The organism is Nostoc sp. NMS2 (genome assembly GCF_017115105.1).
In the GTDB taxonomy this organism is placed as follows: domain Bacteria; phylum Cyanobacteriota; class Cyanobacteriia; order Cyanobacteriales; family Nostocaceae; genus Nostoc.
The window spans coordinates 1-19,749 of sequence record NZ_JABXKH010000027.1 but is presented as its reverse complement, the minus strand read 5'-3'; the positions used below and the strand labels follow the sequence as shown (position 1 = coordinate 19,749).

Here is a 19,749-nt window from a genome sequence, read left to right as displayed (position 1 = left end):
AATTGCCATATTCTTTACCCTGTAGCTCTTTCAGGCTATTTTGTCTCCCCCCAAGGTATTTAAGATTGCTGCTGAGGCTGTTTAATCTCTGCGATCGGTAATAGCAAAGTATCTTCTATTTGCTGTCGAACTAATTCAGGAGTGGATCGATGTTATCCAAGAAATTTCCTTCCAGAGATGAAGTATTAGCTGTTGTAACGTTGATTATGGTGATTGGTTCTCTCACTCTTGCAGTTATCGACGAGAAGAGTCGCCCTCAATTTCTCGATTTAACAAAATTTGCTGTCGGTACATATATTGGATTGTTGATACCTCGGTCAAGGTCAAGCGATCGCGATCGCAATTAACCAATCCAAGCCACTTGTACAACACGGCGGAAATAAACCAAGTATTAGATAGCCAAAACTTTACCCTTATATGTCCACTTAAAAGGTTTAGCCATTGTCTGATTAAAATAGCCGTATGCGCTACTAGTGTGTACTGAGAGGGCTTTTTTACTATCTCTGCGACTTTTAAACGTATTCTTAGTGGTACGTATAATGAAAAATAATAAAAGAGCAGTAAAAATACTGTGTGTTTCTTGGATAACACAGTTTAATCTAAAGCAAAGAAATTTTGAGCCAGCAAAATAGTAAGTAAAATTACTAGAATTAATTGCAGGCCAAATTAACAACTGAACATTTTCAAGAGGTGTCCCTAATGATTCGTGAAACCAATAGTCACTCTTCTATGCAAGAGCAAGAAAGCAATAGCTCAAATTTTGGTGAGGATGTCTCTTCTAGAACCTCATTTCATCCTCCAAATATTAAGTCAGCAATTGATTGGGAAAAACCAGATTTTGACGAGCTTGACTTGTGTATGGAAATTACCACATACATTCTTCATGGGCAATAATTGTTAATACTAAGTTTAATTGCCTAATTAAAACCTCTACCTGCTTTTTGTTTTTATGTTCCTAAAAATTCTTGGTACTGCCGCAGGTGGTGGTTTTCCTCAATGGAATTGTAACTGTCCCAATTGCCAAGCAGTCCGCACAAATCGTGCAGGTGTAAATTGGCTGAACCAGTCATCAATTGCGGTGAGGAAAAACAATCAGCCCTGGTTTTTGGTCAACGCCTCCCCAGATGTACGTCCGCAGTTGGAGAAATTGCGGGAAGGACAACCGTCTACAATTCGGTCAAGCCCGATCGCAGGTGTCTTGTTAACGGATGCAGAGATTGACCATACCACTGGCCTGGTTATCCTCAGAGAATCTACGGAAAAACTGCGGGTCTATGGTACAGAAACAGTACGTAAGGCTCTGACAGAGGGTTATCCCCTGCTGTCTACGTTAGCAAGCTATTGTGGTGTGGAATGGTCTGTACTTGAACCTCATGTACCTATAAACCTGGGGTTGGATGAAGCAGATGGTTTGGAAGTGGAGGTATTTCCCCTAGCAGCCAAACCACCAAAATATATGCGCCACCAGACAAATTTAGATGGAGTTTGGGTTATAGGTTTGACATTTCGCGATCGCACAACTGGTAAAGTTGCAACGTATGCTCCAGGTTTGGCTGAACTTGACGAAAAAATCCTAGAGCGGTTTGAGTCTAGTGACTGCATTTTAGTAGATGGCACTTGTTGGGAAAATGATGAGTTGTTGGCTTTAGGAATATCAAATCTGCAAGCCCGCGATATGGGACACTTACCCCTGAACACTAGTTTAAAAAGCCTTGCTAAACTGAGCCGTCCTCGGAAAATTCTCGTTCATATCAACAATACTAATCCAATACTTTTACCTGACTCAGAGGAACGCAAAATTGTTGAAGCCGCAGGCATAGAAGTTGGTTACGATGGTCTGACCATCGAATTATAATTTTGAGGTGTAAGAAAAAACGTGTTGGAATTAGTTAAAGAACCTCTCCCGTGGACTCAGACAGAACTAGAGGCTGTATTGCGATCGCAATACAGCCGCTATCATCATCTGCATCCCTTTCATGCGAGGATGAATAGTGGTGATTTAACGCCAACAGAAGTACGGCGCTGGGTAGCAAATAGATTTTACTATCAAAAAAGTATTCCCCTTAAAGATGCTGCTATCTTGTCAAACTGCACTGATTTACAAGTGCGGCGGGAATGGATTCAACGCATCATTGATCATGACGGTCAAGGTGAGGGCGAAGGTGGTATTGAAGCATGGTTAAAGCTTGGTAAAGCTGTAGGGTTGTCTCGTCAGGAACTCTTAGAAGACCAGCACGTACTGCCAGGAGTTCAATATGCAGTAGATGCCTACGTTAACTTTTGTCGCACTAAACCTTGGATTGAGGCAGTGGCTGCATCACTGACTGAACTGTTTGGCCCAGATGCAATTCGAGTCCGCTTAGTTGCATTAGAACAACATTACCCGTGGATCGATCCTGCTGGATTTGACTACTTCCGCGCCCGTCTTCACCAAGCCCCCAGAGATGCTCAATATGCCCTCATGCAAGTCCTTAAACACTGTCGTACTCGTGATTTTCAGGAACGAGCAGTACAAGCTTTAGTATTCAAATGCAATTTGTTGTGGAGCCAGTTAGAGGCGATTGAACAGGGTGATACTAGACCTCTTGAAGGGAATGGGGGGCAACATAATTCGTAATTCGTAATTCGTAATTCGTAATTATCTCAAAGAAGAATCTAGGGCTTGAAACAAGAAAAACATTTTTCTTTTTCTATCAATCAATTTAATTGCTCTGCATTCTGAATTAATTAGGAATTACGAACTAAGAATTTTGAATTGAGTTTTCCCTAGTCCTAAGCATATTAATTACAAATTACGAACTACGAATTACGAATTAAATGAGTACTATAGAAAATCATGCCCGACCGCGCTTAGTTCGTGGTGTGCGTTTACGATGGGACGACTTAAGAAAGCAGCATTGGCTCTTGATTCCAGAAGGGGCGCTACGATTAAATTCTACAGCAGCAGCGATTTTAGAACTTTGTAACGGTGAGCGAACTCTCGGCGCGATCGCAGCAGAGTTAGAGAAACAATACCAGCGCGAAAATGTGTTAGATGACGTGCGCCATCTACTCTCTCGAATTAGTAAACGAGGGCTATTAGTTTTAGAAGGAATAGAACCTTTACCTGCAACTGAAAAGGACGATCTCTATCAACTGGAGGTTAAGGATTATTGTTGAAAATTTGATGTGCGTAGAGACGTAGCATTGCAATATCTCTACAGCAATAACAATAGACTGTATCAAGCCTTTTTCTGCGTGTATGAATTACGAATTACGAATTACGAATTACGAATTAATATGAGACCTTTAAGCTTAATTGCAGAATTGACGTATCGCTGCCCACTGCGTTGTCCGTACTGCTCCAACCCGCTTAATTATGGCGAACGCCAGTATCGTCAAGAACTTTCCACCGAAGATTGGTTGCGAGTGATTCAGCAAGCCTCGAACTTGGGTGTGTTACAGCTTGGATTGACCGGTGGCGAACCACTGCTACGAAAAGATTTAGAATTACTTGTGGCAGCAGCAGCCAAAGCCGAACTATATACCTCTTTGATTACTGCTGCGACGCTGTTAACTCCAGAACGAGCTACACAGCTACGTGATGCCGGACTCGATCATGTACAAATTAGTATCCAAGATAGTCGTGCTGCTGAGTCGGACTATATTGCTGGAACTCCCTCTTTTAAGCAAAAACTAGAAGCAGCAAGATTAGTAAAAGCTTTGGGTTTTCCACTGACACTTAATTTTGTCCTACATCGGCAAAACCTAGACAGGATTGATGAGATTTTAGAACTGTGTGAGGTTTTAAAAGCAGACCGAGTTGAATTAGCGAACACTCAGTATTATGGCTGGGCATATCGCAACCGTACTGTTTTACTACCCACCCGCCAGCAGCTAGAACGAGCAGATGCTGCGGTGGCATTAGCTAGAGAGCGCAACATCTGCCCAATGGGTATCTTATATGTGCTTCCAGACTACTATGAAGATTATCCCAAACCATGTATGGGTGGCTGGGGTAATCGAGCTTTAGCGATCGCTCCCAATGGTGATGTGTTACCTTGCCAAGCCGCTAGTTCTATTCCAGAACTAGAATTTGCTAACGTCCGCAACCATTCACTAGATTGGATTTGGTTTGAATCACCTGCTTTTAATCGCTTCCGGGGAACAGAATGGATGCCTGAGCCTTGCCAAAGTTGCGATCGCCGCCAGCTTGATTTTGGTGGTTGCCGTTGCCAAGCGTTACTTTTGACGAACAATGCTGCTGCTACTGATCCTGTCTGTCATCTGTCAGCACACCATCACCTGATTACTACAGTCACAAAGCAGGCAAATCAGGAAAACTTGGGTTCATCCCTACCTTTAGTTTATCGCTCTATGCAAATGTAATAAGCTAATGAACTACCCCACCCTACTTTGTTAAGTGCAGGGATGATTCACAGGGTAAGCGCATCTAAATTTGTAGCTCTTGATACAGACAAAAAGCTTAAAGCTCTATCTAAATATCAATTTTTCATTCAAAATAGAGCGAATTGTCGAAAATGATTGAAAAAACATGGTTTTAATTTTTTATTATCCACAAAAGTTATGAAATAGAGATACCCGAAAAAGTGAGAGCATCTACTTGATCGCGGAACCTTACTTGATGCTCTGAGTACTTGTCAGGTTGATATTAAGTTGCTCCTCAATACCTTATAACTCAATACGGTTCAGTTAAGGGTAAAAACTAAAAGTTGTGTAGTTGTGTAGGTTGGGTTGAGGAACGAAACCCAACATTATTAACCATTTGTTGGGTTTCGCTATTGCTCAACCCAACCTACTATTTTTCTTAACTGAACCGTATTGCCTTATAACTTTGACAAAATCTCTGGCAACAACTGACTAGGAACTTTAGATAAAGCCAGAGTTTGTCCCTGTATCCCTAATTCATTATGAAAAGCACGAATAGTTTTCACCACATAAGCGAAAGTTGTTTGATAAGCCTCTGATTGTTTACTCAATCCGTTTAAGGCTTGCAAATGGTAGTCTAAAGCTACTTCTAGGTGTTGAGAATGTGTTGCTTTGTCACCATTAAACGACTTATCTATTACTAGCTGATAATGTGCTAGTGCCAAGTTATTATAAGAGGCAAGCAAATCAAAGCTTAAAGGAGTACCGCTAAGTGAGTGAGCCAAAGCTATAGCCTCTTCATAAGCGCTGATACATAGTTGCAAATACTTTTGCCGTGCCTCTTTAGTTGTCTGAGAAAGGTTTGCTAAATGCCAGTAGGCAGTACCTAGATTATTTTGTGTAGCGGCGCAGGCGCTGGGAACATTAGCTGGAGTGCGATACTTAAGAGCTTTGCTATAGACATTAATAGCTAGCTGGAGATTTTGGGCAGGTTGCTCGTATTGTGCCAGATTCCAACATGCTGTGCCGATGTTGTTTTGAATCATGCCATACTTGAGCGGTTCCTCTTCGGGGTTGTAGTGTACGAGTGCTTCATTGTAAGCTGCGATCGCTTTCTTTAAATGCACAATCGGTTGGTTGTATTGTCCTAGATGCCAGTAAGCAGTACCCAAATTATTCTGGCAAGCTGCATACTTTAATGAATCCATATCGGCTGTACGGTAGCTGAGTGCTTCGTTGTAAGCAAATATTGCCTGCTGCCAATTTTCAGATGGGTGAGAAAAACGAGCTAAATCACCATAAGCCGTCCCCAAATTATTTTGCACACGAGCGTAAGTTTCCCGATGCGTCTGCGGTGAAATCATCTTTAACGCCAACTGATAAAATTCTATTGCCTGCTCTATATAAGTTTGTCCCTCCTCAGAATTGGGTGGTGTACGGTATAACATCCAGTAGAGTGTACCCAAATCATTCAAGATATCTGGAAGTTGTGGTGAGCTTTCGTCATAGCTAATAGCCTCCTGATAGGCAATGATTGCCACCATCAGGTTTTCTAGGGTTGACTCTCCTTGCTCAATGCGAAGGCGGTATAAAGTGCCCAAGCGATGATAAGCTTCTGCCAGTACATGCCCTAAAGCTTGCTTTTCGTGTAATTCTTCAATCTCCAACAAAATCTGCTGCGGTTGTAAATAATTTTCAGTATTTTTATCACTACTTGCGTTGATTGTTGCGATTACTAGCTCTGTTAACTCGCTACTAACATAAGATAAAGACAACAGCGATTGATTATTATTCCCACTACTAGACCTATTGGTAGATTCCTGGGTTTTGTGTACGCCATTCCCTTGTATCTCTGCTGGGAAACCGGAATTATTCTCAAACTTGAACTCGGTGGCTGCGGTTCTGAGTTCTGCTTGCTTAACTGATTCATCTAGAATCGACTGCTCAATATTCCCTAAATCCAAGCTTTTAGAACGTGAAAAACGTTCTGGATAGCCTGCATTTTGAGTCGCGGGTGTGGGTTCTCCAGCAAACACAAATACACCAGTCCGGCAACGCCAAAATTGTGGTGCTGATTGCTTAATGGCAGATAACCAAGGACGCGGTATCCACAACAGTAAGTTAGATTCTAGGAATCGGCTAGATTCTTGTGTAGAAAAATCTTGCTCACTTAAGCGGAGATAGTGTAAAAATAAACGCTGTGTTGCTACTGTTTGCTTGGTGAGATGCTCCACGCCTACAATTTGAAATGCTGGTACTGGAAAAGGTCTTCCAGGGCTATCTTTTGATGCTCCAACAATTGGTGGTGGATAATTAGCTAACCATTGATTTATCTGAACTATGGGATTGGGTTCGTTTAAATTCAAACGCAATGTGACTAATCGCGGATAAGCTGGAGTGCTATTTTCTGGGGCATTTGATGACTGATATAGCACCTGTCCAACAGGATAAGCCAATGTAGAATGCAAGCGGGCTGCTACTTGATTCCTTAAGTGTAAATCATCACATACTGCTAAAAAAAGTTGTCGTCGTAAGCCAAGACTTAGGGCAAGTTTCAGGCGGTGGTATACTTGCCGATTCCAAGTAGAATTATTGTTGTGTGCAGTATCATTCACGCTCATAGCGGCTAAAAAGCCAAAACACAGTATAAGTAGGTTGTCGCAATTAAAGCTAACTGGCAAGGGCTGTCATTTGTCCGCAGAAGGCAGAAGGCAGGAAGCAGGAGATAGAAACTTTTTATATCTGGTTTTGAGTCCTGTATTTTATAGCTCACTTATTTGCAAACTGCTGTAATAAAAATAATTTTTAAGTAGATGTTGTGCTGCTAAAAATAAATTCAGCCTTCAGGTCTAATAGGCATCAAAAGTATAATTATATACTTTAATAGCTGATTCAATTTTAACAAAAAATAAAAAAGCAGGCCCCTATTAAAATCGGAACCTGAAAAACGATAAAGAAGATTAAATTTTCTGAAAATATTTTATGATTAACTGCTCTTAGAAACGAAGAAGGCGACTAGAATCAAGCCGACAACCAAAGCTGTAGCGGCGATTCCTAGTATGAGATAAGTTCGTTTTTGCCCTTCTGTGGGAGGTTCTGCTTGATAAATCTTTGGTTCCCGGGCAAAATTATTCAGAAGGCCGCCTTCTTCATTGATATAGGGCATGAATTAATTCCTTTATCTTGATACTTCATCTAATGTTACATAAATGCTAAATCCGCTCTGAAACTGCTAGACAAATCGTTACATTATTGGGAATTGGGCATTGGGCATTGAAAAGAGGCAGAGGGGCGGGGGGCGGGGGGCAGGGGGAAAACTCTTCTCCCTTGCTCCCTGCTCCCTGCTCCCCATCTTCCTCATCCCCCTCATCTCCCACTCCCCATTCCCCATTCCCCATTCCCTAACTAGTAATCGTCCCGGTGAGAGGTGAACTAGGACTGGCGTAATCTTTGATCGGCATCCTGCCAGCAAGGTATGCTAGACGACCGGCGACTGTTGCTAAATTCATGGCACGAGCCATTGCTGCTGGGTTTGGAGAAAGTGCGATCGCACTATTAATCAATAAGGCATCTGCTCCCAATTCCATTGCTTGGGCAGCTTCTGAGGGTGAACCAATACCAGCATCTACCACCACTGGCACACCTGCATTTTCGATGATGATTTGGATGTTGGCAGTTGTTTTTAGCCCTTGTCCAGAACCAATGGGCGATGCTAAAGGCATTACCGTCGCACAGCCTACTTCTTCCAAACGCTTGGCTAACATGGGGTCAGCGTTAATATAGGGCAATACTGCAAAACCTTCTTTAACTAATTGTTCTGCGGCTTGCAGCGTCCCAATTGGATCTGGGAGTAAATACTTAAGGTCAGGTATTACTTCTAACTTGACAAAGTTATTATCTTCCTGCCCTAACAATTTCGCCATTTCTCGCCCCAAACGCGCTACCCGAATCGCCTCTTCAGCAGTTTGGCAACCTGCGGTATTGGGCAACATCCAGATTTTTGTCCAATCCAAGGCTTCGGCTAAACCTTCATGTCCGGGAGCCTTGGTTTGTACTCGCCGCACTGCTACGGTGACAATCTGGCAATCGCTGGCGGCAATGCTTTGCTGCATTTCCTCAATGGTGCGATACTTACCAGTTCCCGTCATCAATCGGGATTGAAAAGTTTTGCCAGCAATAATTAGCGGCGAATTTGTAGAGACGCGATTCATCGCGTCTAGGGTACGGTGTCCATTGGAAAAATTAGCAGAGTGAGTCAGCATTGCAGTAGAAGTAGATGGCTGGGATTGGAAACGGGAATAGTGAAAGTCAGCAAGTAGAGGATCTGACTTTTGTTCTAAGATTAAATCGGCAATCAATGTGGCTGTTACGGGTGTAAGTAAAATCCCGTTCCGGTAATGACCTGTTGCAAGGGTTAAATTTTGACAGTGGCTAGTGCCAAGGATAGGTAACTCGTCGGGGGTGGCTGGGCGAAATCCCCACCAGAACTCTTGGATGGGATAATTTTTTAACTGGGGATATAGTCGGATGGCAGCTTGTAATAATTTTTGAATGCCGTCTGGGGTGTTGTTGGGGGTGAAGCCAACGTCTTCGCTTGTTGCCCCGACAATTAGGCGATCGCGTCTCGGTACAATATAAATGTCCTGTCCAAACAAAACCCGCTTTAAGGGCAAGTCTGGTGCAAATTTTGGTATCCGTACACTCAGCATTTGTCCTTTTCTGGGTAGGACTGGTAGCGGTAATAACTCATTTGACCAAGCACCTGAAGCTAAAACATAGTGTGCGGCGCGAATTATCCCAACATTGGTTTGTACGCCAACCACTTGTCCTTGCTGCTGTAAAAATGCTTCTACTGTAATACCGTCTTTGAGTTCAACGCCAACAGACTCAGCCGCCGTCCGCAATACCTGAGCTAAAGCCTTATTATCAACTTGTGCGTCTTCAGGATACCACCAGCCACCAACTACCTCTGCTCCCAATCCTGGTTGATATTGATGAATTGCCTCTTTATTTAACCAGTAAGCCGGAGATGAGGGGGATGAAAGAATTAATTTCTCTCCCCCTGCCCCCTGCTCCCTGCCCCCTGCTCCCTCATCTCCCCCTGCTCCCTGCCCCCTGCCCCCTGCTCCCTGCCCCCTGCTCCCTGCTCCCTGCCCCCTGCTCCCTGCTCCCTGCCCCTCCGCCTCCTCAAAGACGGGTGCGAGGATACCACAAGGACGGTAGCCAGTATTTAAGCCGGTTAGTTCTTCTAGTTTAGTTGTCCATTCGGGATATAAAGCACGCGATCGCCAACACAATGAGCGCATTGCCTCATTAGTGATGTTTTCCGCGTCTGGTGCTAACATCCCGGCGGCGGCGTGGGTAGCGGCTGCTTGGAAGTCACGACAAAGCACGGTGACGTTTGCCCCGCGCATTTTTAGTTCAATAGCGATCGCTAAACCAATAACGCCGCCACCAATAATTACGATCTCACTAGTCATTAGTCATTTGTCATTAGTCATTTGTCATTAGTCATTACTACATAACTCATAACTAATTAACTCATAACTTATAACTTATAACTCGTAACTAAAGACGGATATATCGTTACCACAAGGCGCGAATTGGTTCGTTGCCTTGACTGGAATCACTGGATGATGTGTTTCCTGAACTATCTGTATTGCCATCTGTTGTAGTGTCAGAAGGTGATGTTGAGTCATCAGAAGGATTCTGAGCAACGCTGCTTCTGTTGTCAGGTCTTGGGGCTACAATAGTGCGCCTGTTTTGGTTTGTTTCGGTTGTTTCATTTCCTTCGGTTGCAGTTTCTTCATTTTTGCTGCCAGCACTGCTATTAACATTGATATTAGCTGGCAGGACTTTTGCTGCTTTACCACTGGGAGCGTTAGCGGTTTGCACGCCCATAGGAAAATTGATGCCTAGTAATGTACCAAGCAGAATGGCTAAACCTCCAGCCATTAAAATTAAGGGTGTCCATCTACCCATCTTGTCTTACTCCTTTTTAACCTTTTGGTGTCCACACTATTCGAGAACCTTGTCCCCAAAATCCATCAAACTTTGTCACTTTCACATCGCCTATAACCTGGGTTTGACAGGCTAAACGCAAGTCTGTTGTAGGAGAATGGGGAGGAAGCGAACGCCGCGCTCGATCGCGCCAATTCGCTGCTGATATTTCGCCCTCTACCTTAACCGCGCAGGTTCCGCAACTGCCAATGCCCCGACAGTTTATTACCTTAGCACCGTCATTGTAGAGGTGAATACCATTTTGCAGCAAAATTGTTCTAAGATTGCTTCCGCTTCCGCACTCAATTGTTTTACCTTCAGCTAGTACTTTAGGCATTTTTAAATTGCCAAACTGGCTTTTTGTTGTATATTGACACATTGCCTCGAAAGTTGTCTCGTCGGTCCTTTGTTTTATGACCACAAATTCCTCACCTCAACTTTGGCTCTATGACACTACATTACGGGATGGCACTCAGCGCGAGGGGCTATCAGTATCGATAGAAGATAAGTTACGCATTGCTCGTAGACTCGATCAACTGGGAATTCCCTTCATTGAAGGCGGTTGGCCTGGTGCTAATCCCAAGGATGTACAATTTTTCTGGCAACTCCAAGAAGATCCGCTAAAACTTTCTGAAATTGTGGCTTTTTGTTCGACTCGCCGCCCCAACTCCACTGCTGCAACCGAACCGATGCTACAGGATATTTTGGCTGCGGGAACTCGCTGGGTAACGATTTTTGGTAAGTCTTGGGATTTACATGTCACAACTAGCCTCAAGACGACATTAGAAGAAAATTTGGCGATGATTCGTGACACCATTGAGTACCTCCGTTCTCAAGGTCGTCGCATTATCTACGATGCCGAACATTGGTTTGATGGTTACAAGCACAATCCAGATTATGCTTTACAGACATTAGAGGCTGCGATCGCATCTGGTGCTGAATGGCTAGTCCTCTGTGATACCAATGGTGGCACTTTACCTCATGAAATTGGCCAAATTGTGCAAGATGTCAATGGTCATTTGTCATTTGTCATTAGTCAAGAACCAATGACAAAGGATAAAGGACAAAGGACAATGCCCCAAATTGGAATTCATACTCATAACGATTCAGAAATGGCGGTTGCTAACGCAATAGCCGCCGTGATGGCAGGGGCAAAGATGGTACAGGGGACAATTAATGGTTACGGTGAACGTTGCGGTAATGCTAACCTCTGTTCGTTAATTCCCAATTTACAACTGAAGCTGGGTTACAGTTGTATCACAGAAGACCAGCTAACACAACTTACAGAAGCGAGTCGTTTTGTTAGTGAAGTGGTCAACCTCGCGCCAGATGAACATGCTCCCTTTGTGGGACTTTCGGCTTTTGCCCATAAGGGCGGTATTCATGTATCAGCTGTAGAACGTAATCCCCTGACTTACGAACACATTCAGCCGGAACAAGTCGGGAATAATCGCCGCATCGTGATTTCTGAACAGTCTGGACTTAGCAATGTTTTAGCCAAAGCCCATAGTTTTGGGATTGAACTAGATCAGCAAAAGGCAGAGGCTAGGCAAATTCTCCAGCGTCTCAAAGATTTGGAGAGTGAAGGATTTCAATTTGAAGCAGCAGAGGCTAGTTTTGTGCTGTTGATGCACGAAGCTTTGGGAGGCCGCCAGAAGTTTTTTGAAGTCAAAGGTTTTCAAGTCCACTGTGACTTGATTGAGGGGAAAGAAACTAGTAATGCCTTAGCTACAGTCAAAATCGCTGTTGACGGCAAAAATATTCTGGAGGCGGCGGAGGGTAATGGCCCCGTTGCTGCGTTGGATGCAGCTTTACGCAAGGCTTTGATGAATTTTTATCCCCAAATAGCAACCTTTGATTTGACAGATTACAAAGTGCGGATTCTCAACGGACATACGGGGACTGCGGCAAAAACCCGTGTGTTGGTAGAATCAGGCAATGGTCGTCAACGCTGGACGACGGTAGGAGTTTCTACCAATATTTTGGAGGCTTCCTATCAAGCGGTGGTGGAGGGCTTGGAATACGGTTTGTTATTGCACTCCCAATCAGAGGCGGCGGTGAAAGTTTCTAGTTGACAAAATGGGGTATTTAGTGTGGTGAAAGTTTGCGTTTTTCGATGATTAGGGGAAGCGATCGCCAAAGTGCGATCGCTTCCTATAAGCCAACTATGGGTAGTTCATTCAGGAAATACACTAAGTGCAGCAGGTTTTCTGGGTAGGAATTGGTTGTAAGCGGGGAACGTCATGGCAGTTGATTGATTGGGCTATTGAGCAAGCCTTTCGAGAAAATCAACTTTTTCAAAGTGCGATCGCAGGGATTGCTACCATTGACACTAAAGCCTCAGAAGTTGGTTTAGTAGAACTTTGCCACCTCCGCAATCTGCCTTTAAAAACCTTTTCTGCGGAAATTCTTTGCTCTGTCTGTGTTCCCAACCCTGCCACAATTACTGACCAAAAAGTAGGTACACCTAGCGTAGCAGAGGCAGCTGCTATTCTTGCAGCGACTCAAGCCTCGTTGTTGACTGCTCCCCCCTTTACCAGCACAGAAGCATTGGGAGTGAGACTCTTAATTCCTAAACAAATTTTCCAGCTAAAAGGGCAACCAGCAGCGATAACGCTAGCTGTTGCCCTTGTAGTCATTAGTCATTAGTCATTTGCTAAAGTAACAAAGCCTCAAATATTATGAGTATTACAAAACTTAACTAATTTTCTAGTCAACAACTCTCAACAAATAGTTAATTATGCTAGAAACAATAGCTAGCACTATTGAACCTAACAAAGCAGGTAAAAAGCCCTGAATCTCAAAACCAGAACCAGGGGTTAAGGCACTTGCCAACCAAAGTGTTAAAGCGTTGATTACCAATGTAAATAAGCCAAAGGTGAGTAAGGTAATCGGAAAGGTCAAAATCTGCAAAATTGGTCTAATAAAAGCATTAACTAGACCAATAACCAGGGCAGCGACTAAGGCAACCACAAAATTCTTGATAAAGAATCCCGGAACGATATTAGCAGTAACAAATAACGCCACCGCAGTACCGAGCCAAGTTAATAAAAAGTGTTGCATAAGTTTTTTTAGAGGAATTTAGCAGTAAGTTTAATTAATTTCACTGTTGCCAGCTGTGATTTGTAACACTATCAGGTGTCGTTGTGCTTGACTCCTAAAGTTGCCATCATCTTTTGTCGGCCCAAAAGCAATGTAATTTTTTAGTACTGGCATAGAGAGATACTTTTAATCGGTATATCTTTATCCTATTGCAGGATGTACCGCAGTGAATTCATAAAAAATGATCTGAAGCGCAAAACTCCACGGAGGTTTCTCGAAGTTGAAAAATTTCTCTATCTAAAATAGGACTTATGCAAAACTACATGCGGTAGGGGCAATTCATGAATTGCCCCTACGGTAAAATCAGCGTTTCGGCTATTGTTTGCGTAAGCCCTGTAAAACAGGGTATTTAGTCAATACGGTTCGGTTAAGATCCCCCCGCCTGCGGCGACCCCCTTAAAAAGGGGGTAAAAGATGGTTAAAAGCCCCCCTTTTTAAAGGGGGTTGGGGGGATCTTCAAAACATTAAAACGTTAACCGAACCGTATTGGGTGTCTAGTCACGAGCAAGTTTCAAAGTCATTAAGGGAACTGGCAAAATTACACTAGTACAGCACGGCGGAAATAAGCCACCCATTTGAAATGCCTGAAACCCTTGCAAACAAGTAATTACGAATTACGAATTACGAATTACGCCTTGCAGTACTAGATATCTTCAGAAATTAAATATGCGTTATTCAGAACCCTTGTAGAGACATGGCACTGCTCCGTCTCTTGTTTCTATAGTGGATGGCAACTTTAACGTCAGCCTAACGCCGCAAAATAACCTCCCAGGTAGAGCCACCAACTACACCGTCAGCTTCTAAGCCATAGCGCTTTTGTGCTGCTTTCACAGCACTCTCGGTTGTCTCACCAAAGTCTCCATCGGCATCGCCTTTCAAGAAACCAAGCTTTTTCAGTTGTTGTTGCAACTTAACAACTTCAGAACCACGTAATCCTATACGTAAAATTGGCATTCCTTCAGAGGTGTATTGAATACCAGGGGTTCGCTGAGTATTTGTGTTTTTCTGAGTTCGAGTAGTTTGCCCAGTCCGTGTAGATGACTGAGTTTTAGCAGTTGATGTAGTCCGATTTGGCGTTTTTTGTGTGCTTGAAGTTGTAGCTTTTTTTGGGGTAGCAGGTCTTGGCTCAGGGCTAGTTGCAACTTGTGTTACAGCTTTTTTGGGGGTAGTAGGTTTTGGCTCAGAGCTAGTTGCAACTTGTGTTGTAGCTTTTTTTGGGGTAGTAGGTCTTGGTTCAGAGCTAGTCGCAACTTGTGTTAAAGCTTGTCTTGGGGGGTTAGGGTTAGGATTTGCAACGTTGGTGAGGTTGCTAGCCTGGGTTGGAACGGGAAAATTTGTAGCTGAGTTAAATCTTGGCTGGGATGAAGGGATGGTTGATGCTGCTACTGGTTGATTAGGGAAAAGTCGTTGCCAAGTGCTGGCATCAACAACGCCATCTGGATTCAAGCCAGCTGCTTGTTTAAATCGGGAAACAGCACTAGCTGTATTCTCACTATAAATACCATCTACTGCACCAGAGTAAAAACCCAAAAGTTTCAGAGCTGCCTGAAGTTCCGATACACGTTCGCCTTGGCTACCAACTTTGAGGTTAGGGCGGCTGATGCTATCTCCAGGATTTACTTGAGCAATTTTTTGTGGCGCTGCTATTGATACTACAGGCGTTGAGGCAATAAGCAGAGGCGTAGCGGATAACAAGAGTATTTCAATGGCTGAGAAAGATTTAGACCTCTTTGTCCACCAACTTTTTTGCCGTTTTTCCATTCCACAGCGATTTACAGTGGGGTTTAGTAATTTTAAGTAACTCAAAATACTTGCTGTCAGGCTGCTTTGCATGGAATTTACTCCCAGAATATTCTCATGCTAATGGTACAGCCGCTTGCTCTAAAAAACAGCTGCTCCATTTACGATATCTCGGATGGGCTATTTAGGCGATCGCTCGATTGATTGCTTCTTCTTGACCAACTAAGGACAAGTAAGGTGATTTTAGATACTTACTTGCGGCGGCGATCGCATCTTTGGCACTCACTGCCGCAATCAATTCTTGAAACTTGGTGTCAAAATCAATTCCTAAGCCCAAAATTTCATACCAGCCGTATATCTGAGCAATTTGCCCGTTTGTTTGTTTACCCAAGGCGTACTGCCCGAGAATCTTATTTTTCGCGGCTTGGAGGGCGCTTTCCGATACTTCCTCGGTAGACAATAAATCTACTTCTGTATGCAATCCTTCTAGGGCAATGCTGGTATTTTCTGGGGCTGTGCCCATGTAAACCACAAATGAGGCTGGAAATAGCCTTGTGGAGTAAAAGGCAGACACTTCGTAAGCTAAACCGCGTTTTTCTCGCAATTCGACAAACAAGCGACTAGAAAGCCCATTTCCCAAGTAAGTACATAGCAACTTTAGTGGGGCGTAGTCAACAGAACTCACCGATGTTCCTAAATAACCCAGCATCACGATTGATTGTTGTGTGTGTACTGGCTTAACCCTTACCTGCGGTTCCACTTTAATTTCGGGTAAATTCAGTATTGGCAGTGATTGGGCTGGCGCTTGCCAATCAGCAAAAACTTCTTCCACCAATGCTGTTGCATCTGTGGGTGTGACTCTACCAGCAATACTAATTACTACATTATCTGGACGGAAATAAGTTTGGTGATACTCTACTAAATCCGCACGAGTTAAGCTGCTCATACTGGCTTCATCTCCCAGCACTGACATAGAGTAGGGATGATTTTGGTACATTACCTGCCGCATTTGTTCAAAGGCGACATTGAAAGGTTGCTCTTTTTGGGAACGAATATCTTGGAGTGCTAAACGCCGTTCTAGTTCCACTTGAGTTTCAGGAAAAGTAGGCGATCGCAAAATCCGCCCTGCCAATGTTAAAATTTCCGCAAAATCCGATGTTACCGTTTTGAAAGATAGCAAAAAATAATCAGTGCCAGCATCCGCACTCAAACTTGCCCCTACAGACTCGACTTTTTCAGCAATTTCAAAACTAGAAAGCCCATCGCATCCCTTTGTCATCACTGCTGATAGCAAATGCGCCAACCCTGCTTGCTCCCGGTTTTCGTTACAACTACCAGCACGCACAAAGATTCGTGCTGCAATAATGTCCGCAGCAGGGTTTTCTGCTACCAGCACGACAATGCCATTATTTAATACGGTGCGATGGATAGGCGATTTTTGCAGCAAGGTTGTCATTTGTCCTTTGTCATTTGTCATTTGTCATTTGTCCTTTGTCCTTTGTCATTAGTCATTTGTCCTTTGTCCTTTGTCCTTTGTCCTTTGTCATTTGTCTTTTGCTAATGACTAATGACTAATGACTAACAGGGTTTAAGTATAGTAACCGCATAATTCTGCGGTGAAAGATATTGTTTAGCTAATTTTTGCAGTTCTTGGGCATCAAAAGACTGAATCTGCTGGGGATATGTCACAGCTAATTCAGCTTGGGCGATGGTATTGTAATATCCATAAAGCCCCGTCAGTTGATTTGGTGTTTCAGTAGAAAATGCATACTCATTACACAATAGCCTGCGTGTACGGGCAAGTTCCTGTTCACTAATTCCTCCAGTCTGCAAATCATCCAAATGAGTGCAAATTAAAGACTCAACTTCCTCCAGATTTTCTGGTTCTAACCAGGCAGTAATTGTAAATAAACTTGATTCCCGTTGTAGAGAAAAACTACTGCAAATTCCCTGTACTAATTGCAAGTCTTCTCGCAAATCGCGCACCAAACGCGAAGTCCGCCCTTCTGCAAATAACACCGACAATAAATCTAGACCATAGCTAGTGCGGATTTCTTCTACTCCTGGTACCAACCACGCCATCAACAATCGTGCTTGCTCTATGCGTGGTAAACACAGTTCTTGACGGTGAATTCCTGTTATCACTGGCTTTGTCACTTTCTCAAACTGCGGACAATTCGAGCGTTCGGCAAAATCAGCAAATGAATGATTGACCATTTCCCAAGCTGGTTGCTGGGCTATACCCCCGGCAATTACCACCGTCATGTTTTCCGGCTGATAGTGGGCATGATGAAAACAGCGCATTGCTTCTGGAGATTGCTGCATCAGTTCTTGCTCAGTACCCAGCACCGAACGTCCGTAAGGGTGATGTGGATAGATGCTTTGAATCAGCGCTTGAAATCCTATCCAGTCGGAATCGTCCTGACAAGAGCGAATTTCCTCTAGCACCACGTCCCGTTCGCGGCTAAATTCGTCTTCTGGAATTGCCGCATTGAGGAGTAGTTCTCCCAAGTAGGGCAGAGTATCTTTTAAATAAGGGGCGGCTGTGGTGAGTGAATAATTAGCATAATCATAGCTTGTCGCCGCATTACTTACGCCACCCCGGTTTTCAACTTTGGAATCGAACATTCCGGGGGGAAGCTTTGCCGTACCTTTAAAAATCATGTGTTCTAAAAAGTGCGCCATGCCGAACCACGGTTTTGGCTCTAGGCTGGCTCCAGCCCGCACCCAAACATCAGCCACAACTACAGGAGTGGTGGGAATTTCTTGATGAATAAAAGTTAAACCACTCTCTAGTCGGAAGACTGAGGCTGGAAATACCGTATTAGTTAGTTGTTTTAACAATTTTTGTAGCTTTAACCACAATTCAATGCAATTGTGTCATCTTAACTCTGAACGATACCCAATTTAGAATCAAGTTATACAGATTTTGTAGAATTGTGCTATTGCTGTTCTTTGCACTACCGAAAAATTAGAAGTGTTATGCATCAAAACACAATACAGTTCAGTTAAGCATTTTTCTTCCTTTTCTTCCTTTCTTCCTTCGCGCCCTTGGCGGTTCGTTAAAAAAAAATTCACTTTGACAAAGAGTAAAGCCTTAACTGAACCATATTGCATTAAAACACTGGAATTTCAATAACAAATTCTGTTCCTTCGCCAAGCACAGAATTGCACCTCAACCGCCCATTATGGGTTTCCTCGACAATTTGACGAGCGATCGCTAATCCTAATCCGGTTCCTTTCCCAACCTCTTTAGTTGTAAACAGGCGATCAAAGATCCTGGCTCTAATCTCCTCTGGCATCCCCTCACCGTTATCTTTGATGCGAGTTGTTACCGTACTTTTGTCACTAGATACTTCGGTGTGAATCAATATTTGCTGATGAGTAGCTTGCACTTGGGCAAAAGAAAGTCCCTGACTGGATGTATCTAAGGCATCAATGGCGTTAGCGAGGATGTTCATAAATACTTGATTTAATCGTCCTAAAAAGCACTCAACTGGTGGTAACATCCCGTATTCAGTGATGACTTCAATTGCTGGACGTTTTTCGTTAGCTTTGAGGCGATATTTCAAAATCAACAGGGTACTCTCAATCCCTTCATGGAGATTACAAGCAACTTTTTCGGCTGTATCGGCTCTGGAGAAGGTACGGAGACTGGTACTAATATCTTCAATCCGATCGCTTGCCACTTTCATCGAGCTTACTAGCTTTGGTAAGTCTTCAGTCAGGAATTCTAAGTCAATTTTTTTGCCATGCTCAATGACTGCGATCGCCGGAGTGGGATAATGTTGTTTAAGCAATTGGATATGAGCGAGTAAGTCTTGAGTATACTCTTCGGCATTGCTGAGACTGCCTTGAAGAAATCCAATAGGATTATTAATTTCATGTGCCACCCCAGCAACTAAATTGCCCAAGGTTGCCATTTTTTCGTTTTGCACCATCTGTAATTGGGTATGCTCAAGTTCTTGTAGCGATCGCTCTAACTGTTGGGCATAATTTTGAGATTCTTGATAAAGGCGGGCATTTTGTAGAGAGATGGCAGCTTGAGCGCATAGTAGTTGGATAACTTCGGTGCGATCGCTCGTAAATGCACCAATTGTCAAAGGATTTTCTAAATATAGCAGCCCAATAAGTTTACCCTGATTTAATATCGGCGTACACAACACACTCTTAGGTTGTTGCTGCATGAAATATGAGTCGGCGATAAAATCAGTTTGTGCTGTTGCATCATCCAGCACAACAGTTTTTAAGCTATGTTTGACAAAGTTTACCAGTGTAATAGGAATGCCTTCGCTGGTTGACAATGGTACAGATAGTAGGGTGACTCCCTCATTGATGCTGGCTACTGCTTCAACCGCTAAATTGCCTTGTTGGAGTACAAGTAGAGCAGCTTTTTGTGCCCCAGCATTTTCCATCAGCACTTGCAAGACAGTAGCAGGGTTAGCGCGTCTCAAAGCCTATTGACAAGAGGACTTGCCTGATCAGCAATCTTTGTTGGAAACAAAGTGACACCATCCGAGGTAGGGTAAGATTTAATTC

At 43.5% G+C, this 19,749-nt stretch carries 19 protein-coding genes; 8 read left to right on the top strand and 11 right to left on the bottom strand.

Going from position 1 to position 19,749, the window contains the following annotated elements:
- Positions 1-149: 149 nt before the first annotated feature.
- The 6 genes from HWQ36_RS02335 to pqqE all read left to right on the top strand — a co-directional run bounded on the left by HWQ36_RS02335 (position 150) and on the right by pqqE (position 4,368).
- Positions 150-347, top strand: coding sequence for a hypothetical protein (locus HWQ36_RS02335; protein WP_292697698.1), 198 nt, complete (start codon positions 150-152; stop codon positions 345-347).
- A 352-nt stretch (positions 348-699) separates the two neighbouring features.
- Positions 700-894, top strand: a complete 195-nt coding sequence (pqqA, locus tag HWQ36_RS02330) for a pyrroloquinoline quinone precursor peptide PqqA (RefSeq protein ID WP_292697696.1) — start codon at positions 700-702, stop codon at positions 892-894.
- Between the two features lie 55 nt (positions 895-949).
- Entirely contained in the window at positions 950-1,855 is a 906-nt protein-coding gene (gene pqqB / locus HWQ36_RS02325; RefSeq protein ID WP_292697694.1) for a pyrroloquinoline quinone biosynthesis protein PqqB, read from the top strand.
- Positions 1,856-1,876: 21 nt separating this feature from the next.
- On the top strand, positions 1,877-2,617 hold the full coding sequence (gene pqqC, locus HWQ36_RS02320; protein WP_292697692.1) for a pyrroloquinoline-quinone synthase PqqC: 741 nt from the start codon (positions 1,877-1,879) through the stop codon (positions 2,615-2,617).
- A 200-nt stretch (positions 2,618-2,817) separates the two neighbouring features.
- The gene (gene pqqD, locus HWQ36_RS02315) at positions 2,818-3,159 is read left to right on the top strand and encodes a pyrroloquinoline quinone biosynthesis peptide chaperone PqqD (RefSeq protein WP_292697690.1); all 342 of its coding nucleotides are present in this window, start codon (positions 2,818-2,820) and stop codon (positions 3,157-3,159) included.
- 120 nt (positions 3,160-3,279) lie between these two features.
- A complete protein-coding gene (pqqE, locus tag HWQ36_RS02310) occupies positions 3,280-4,368 on the top strand; it encodes a pyrroloquinoline quinone biosynthesis protein PqqE (RefSeq protein WP_292697688.1) in 1,089 nt (362 codons plus the stop codon).
- Positions 4,369-4,826: 458 nt separating this feature from the next.
- On the opposite strand, the gene HWQ36_RS02305 is transcribed toward pqqE, so the two are convergent.
- The 5 genes from HWQ36_RS02305 to HWQ36_RS02285 form a co-directional block, all read right to left on the bottom strand.
- Positions 4,827-6,989 (bottom strand): tetratricopeptide repeat protein, encoded by a 2,163-nt coding sequence (locus tag HWQ36_RS02305; RefSeq protein ID WP_292697686.1) that lies wholly within the window; start codon positions 6,987-6,989, stop codon positions 4,827-4,829.
- Between the two features lie 365 nt (positions 6,990-7,354).
- Positions 7,355-7,534: a ssl1498 family light-harvesting-like protein gene (locus tag HWQ36_RS02300; RefSeq protein WP_292697684.1), complete on the bottom strand. Its 180-nt coding sequence runs from the start codon at positions 7,532-7,534 to the stop codon at positions 7,355-7,357.
- A 235-nt stretch (positions 7,535-7,769) separates the two neighbouring features.
- A complete protein-coding gene (locus HWQ36_RS02295) occupies positions 7,770-9,848 on the bottom strand; it encodes a thiazole synthase (RefSeq protein WP_292697682.1) in 2,079 nt (692 codons plus the stop codon).
- A 106-nt stretch (positions 9,849-9,954) separates the two neighbouring features.
- Positions 9,955-10,350 carry a hypothetical protein gene (locus tag HWQ36_RS02290; protein ID WP_292697680.1) on the bottom strand — a complete coding sequence of 132 codons (396 nt, stop codon included), beginning with the start codon at positions 10,348-10,350 and terminating at the stop codon, positions 9,955-9,957.
- Positions 10,351-10,366: 16 nt separating this feature from the next.
- On the bottom strand, positions 10,367-10,705 hold the full coding sequence (locus tag HWQ36_RS02285; protein WP_292697678.1) for a 2Fe-2S iron-sulfur cluster-binding protein: 339 nt from the start codon (positions 10,703-10,705) through the stop codon (positions 10,367-10,369).
- Positions 10,706-10,781: 76 nt separating this feature from the next.
- On the opposite strand from HWQ36_RS02285, the gene cimA reads away from it, so the two are divergent.
- Complete coding sequence (cimA, locus tag HWQ36_RS02280) at positions 10,782-12,443, top strand: citramalate synthase (RefSeq protein WP_292697676.1); 1,662 nt, start codon at positions 10,782-10,784, stop codon at positions 12,441-12,443.
- 121 nt (positions 12,444-12,564) lie between these two features.
- On the top strand, positions 12,565-13,017 hold the full coding sequence (locus HWQ36_RS02275) for a cobalamin biosynthesis protein (protein ID WP_292697674.1): 453 nt from the start codon (positions 12,565-12,567) through the stop codon (positions 13,015-13,017).
- 60 nt (positions 13,018-13,077) lie between these two features.
- On the opposite strand, the gene HWQ36_RS02270 is transcribed toward HWQ36_RS02275, so the two are convergent.
- The 6 genes from HWQ36_RS02270 to HWQ36_RS02245 all read right to left on the bottom strand — a co-directional run bounded on the left by HWQ36_RS02270 (position 13,078) and on the right by HWQ36_RS02245 (position 19,664).
- On the bottom strand, positions 13,078-13,431 hold the full coding sequence (locus HWQ36_RS02270; protein WP_292697672.1) for a phage holin family protein: 354 nt from the start codon (positions 13,429-13,431) through the stop codon (positions 13,078-13,080).
- A gap of 30 nt (positions 13,432-13,461) precedes the next feature.
- Positions 13,462-13,584, bottom strand: coding sequence for a hypothetical protein (locus HWQ36_RS02265; RefSeq protein ID WP_292697670.1), 123 nt, complete (start codon positions 13,582-13,584; stop codon positions 13,462-13,464).
- 633 nt (positions 13,585-14,217) lie between these two features.
- Positions 14,218-15,303, bottom strand: coding sequence for a peptidoglycan-binding protein (locus HWQ36_RS02260; RefSeq protein WP_292697668.1), 1,086 nt, complete (start codon positions 15,301-15,303; stop codon positions 14,218-14,220).
- A 91-nt stretch (positions 15,304-15,394) separates the two neighbouring features.
- A complete protein-coding gene (locus tag HWQ36_RS02255) occupies positions 15,395-16,666 on the bottom strand; it encodes a pitrilysin family protein (protein ID WP_292697700.1) in 1,272 nt (423 codons plus the stop codon).
- A 122-nt stretch (positions 16,667-16,788) separates the two neighbouring features.
- Complete coding sequence (locus HWQ36_RS02250; RefSeq protein WP_292697666.1) at positions 16,789-18,054, bottom strand: pitrilysin family protein; 1,266 nt, start codon at positions 18,052-18,054, stop codon at positions 16,789-16,791.
- 272 nt (positions 18,055-18,326) lie between these two features.
- Positions 18,327-19,664, bottom strand: coding sequence for an ATP-binding protein (locus HWQ36_RS02245; protein WP_292697664.1), 1,338 nt, complete (start codon positions 19,662-19,664; stop codon positions 18,327-18,329).
- Positions 19,665-19,749: the final 85 nt, after the last annotated feature.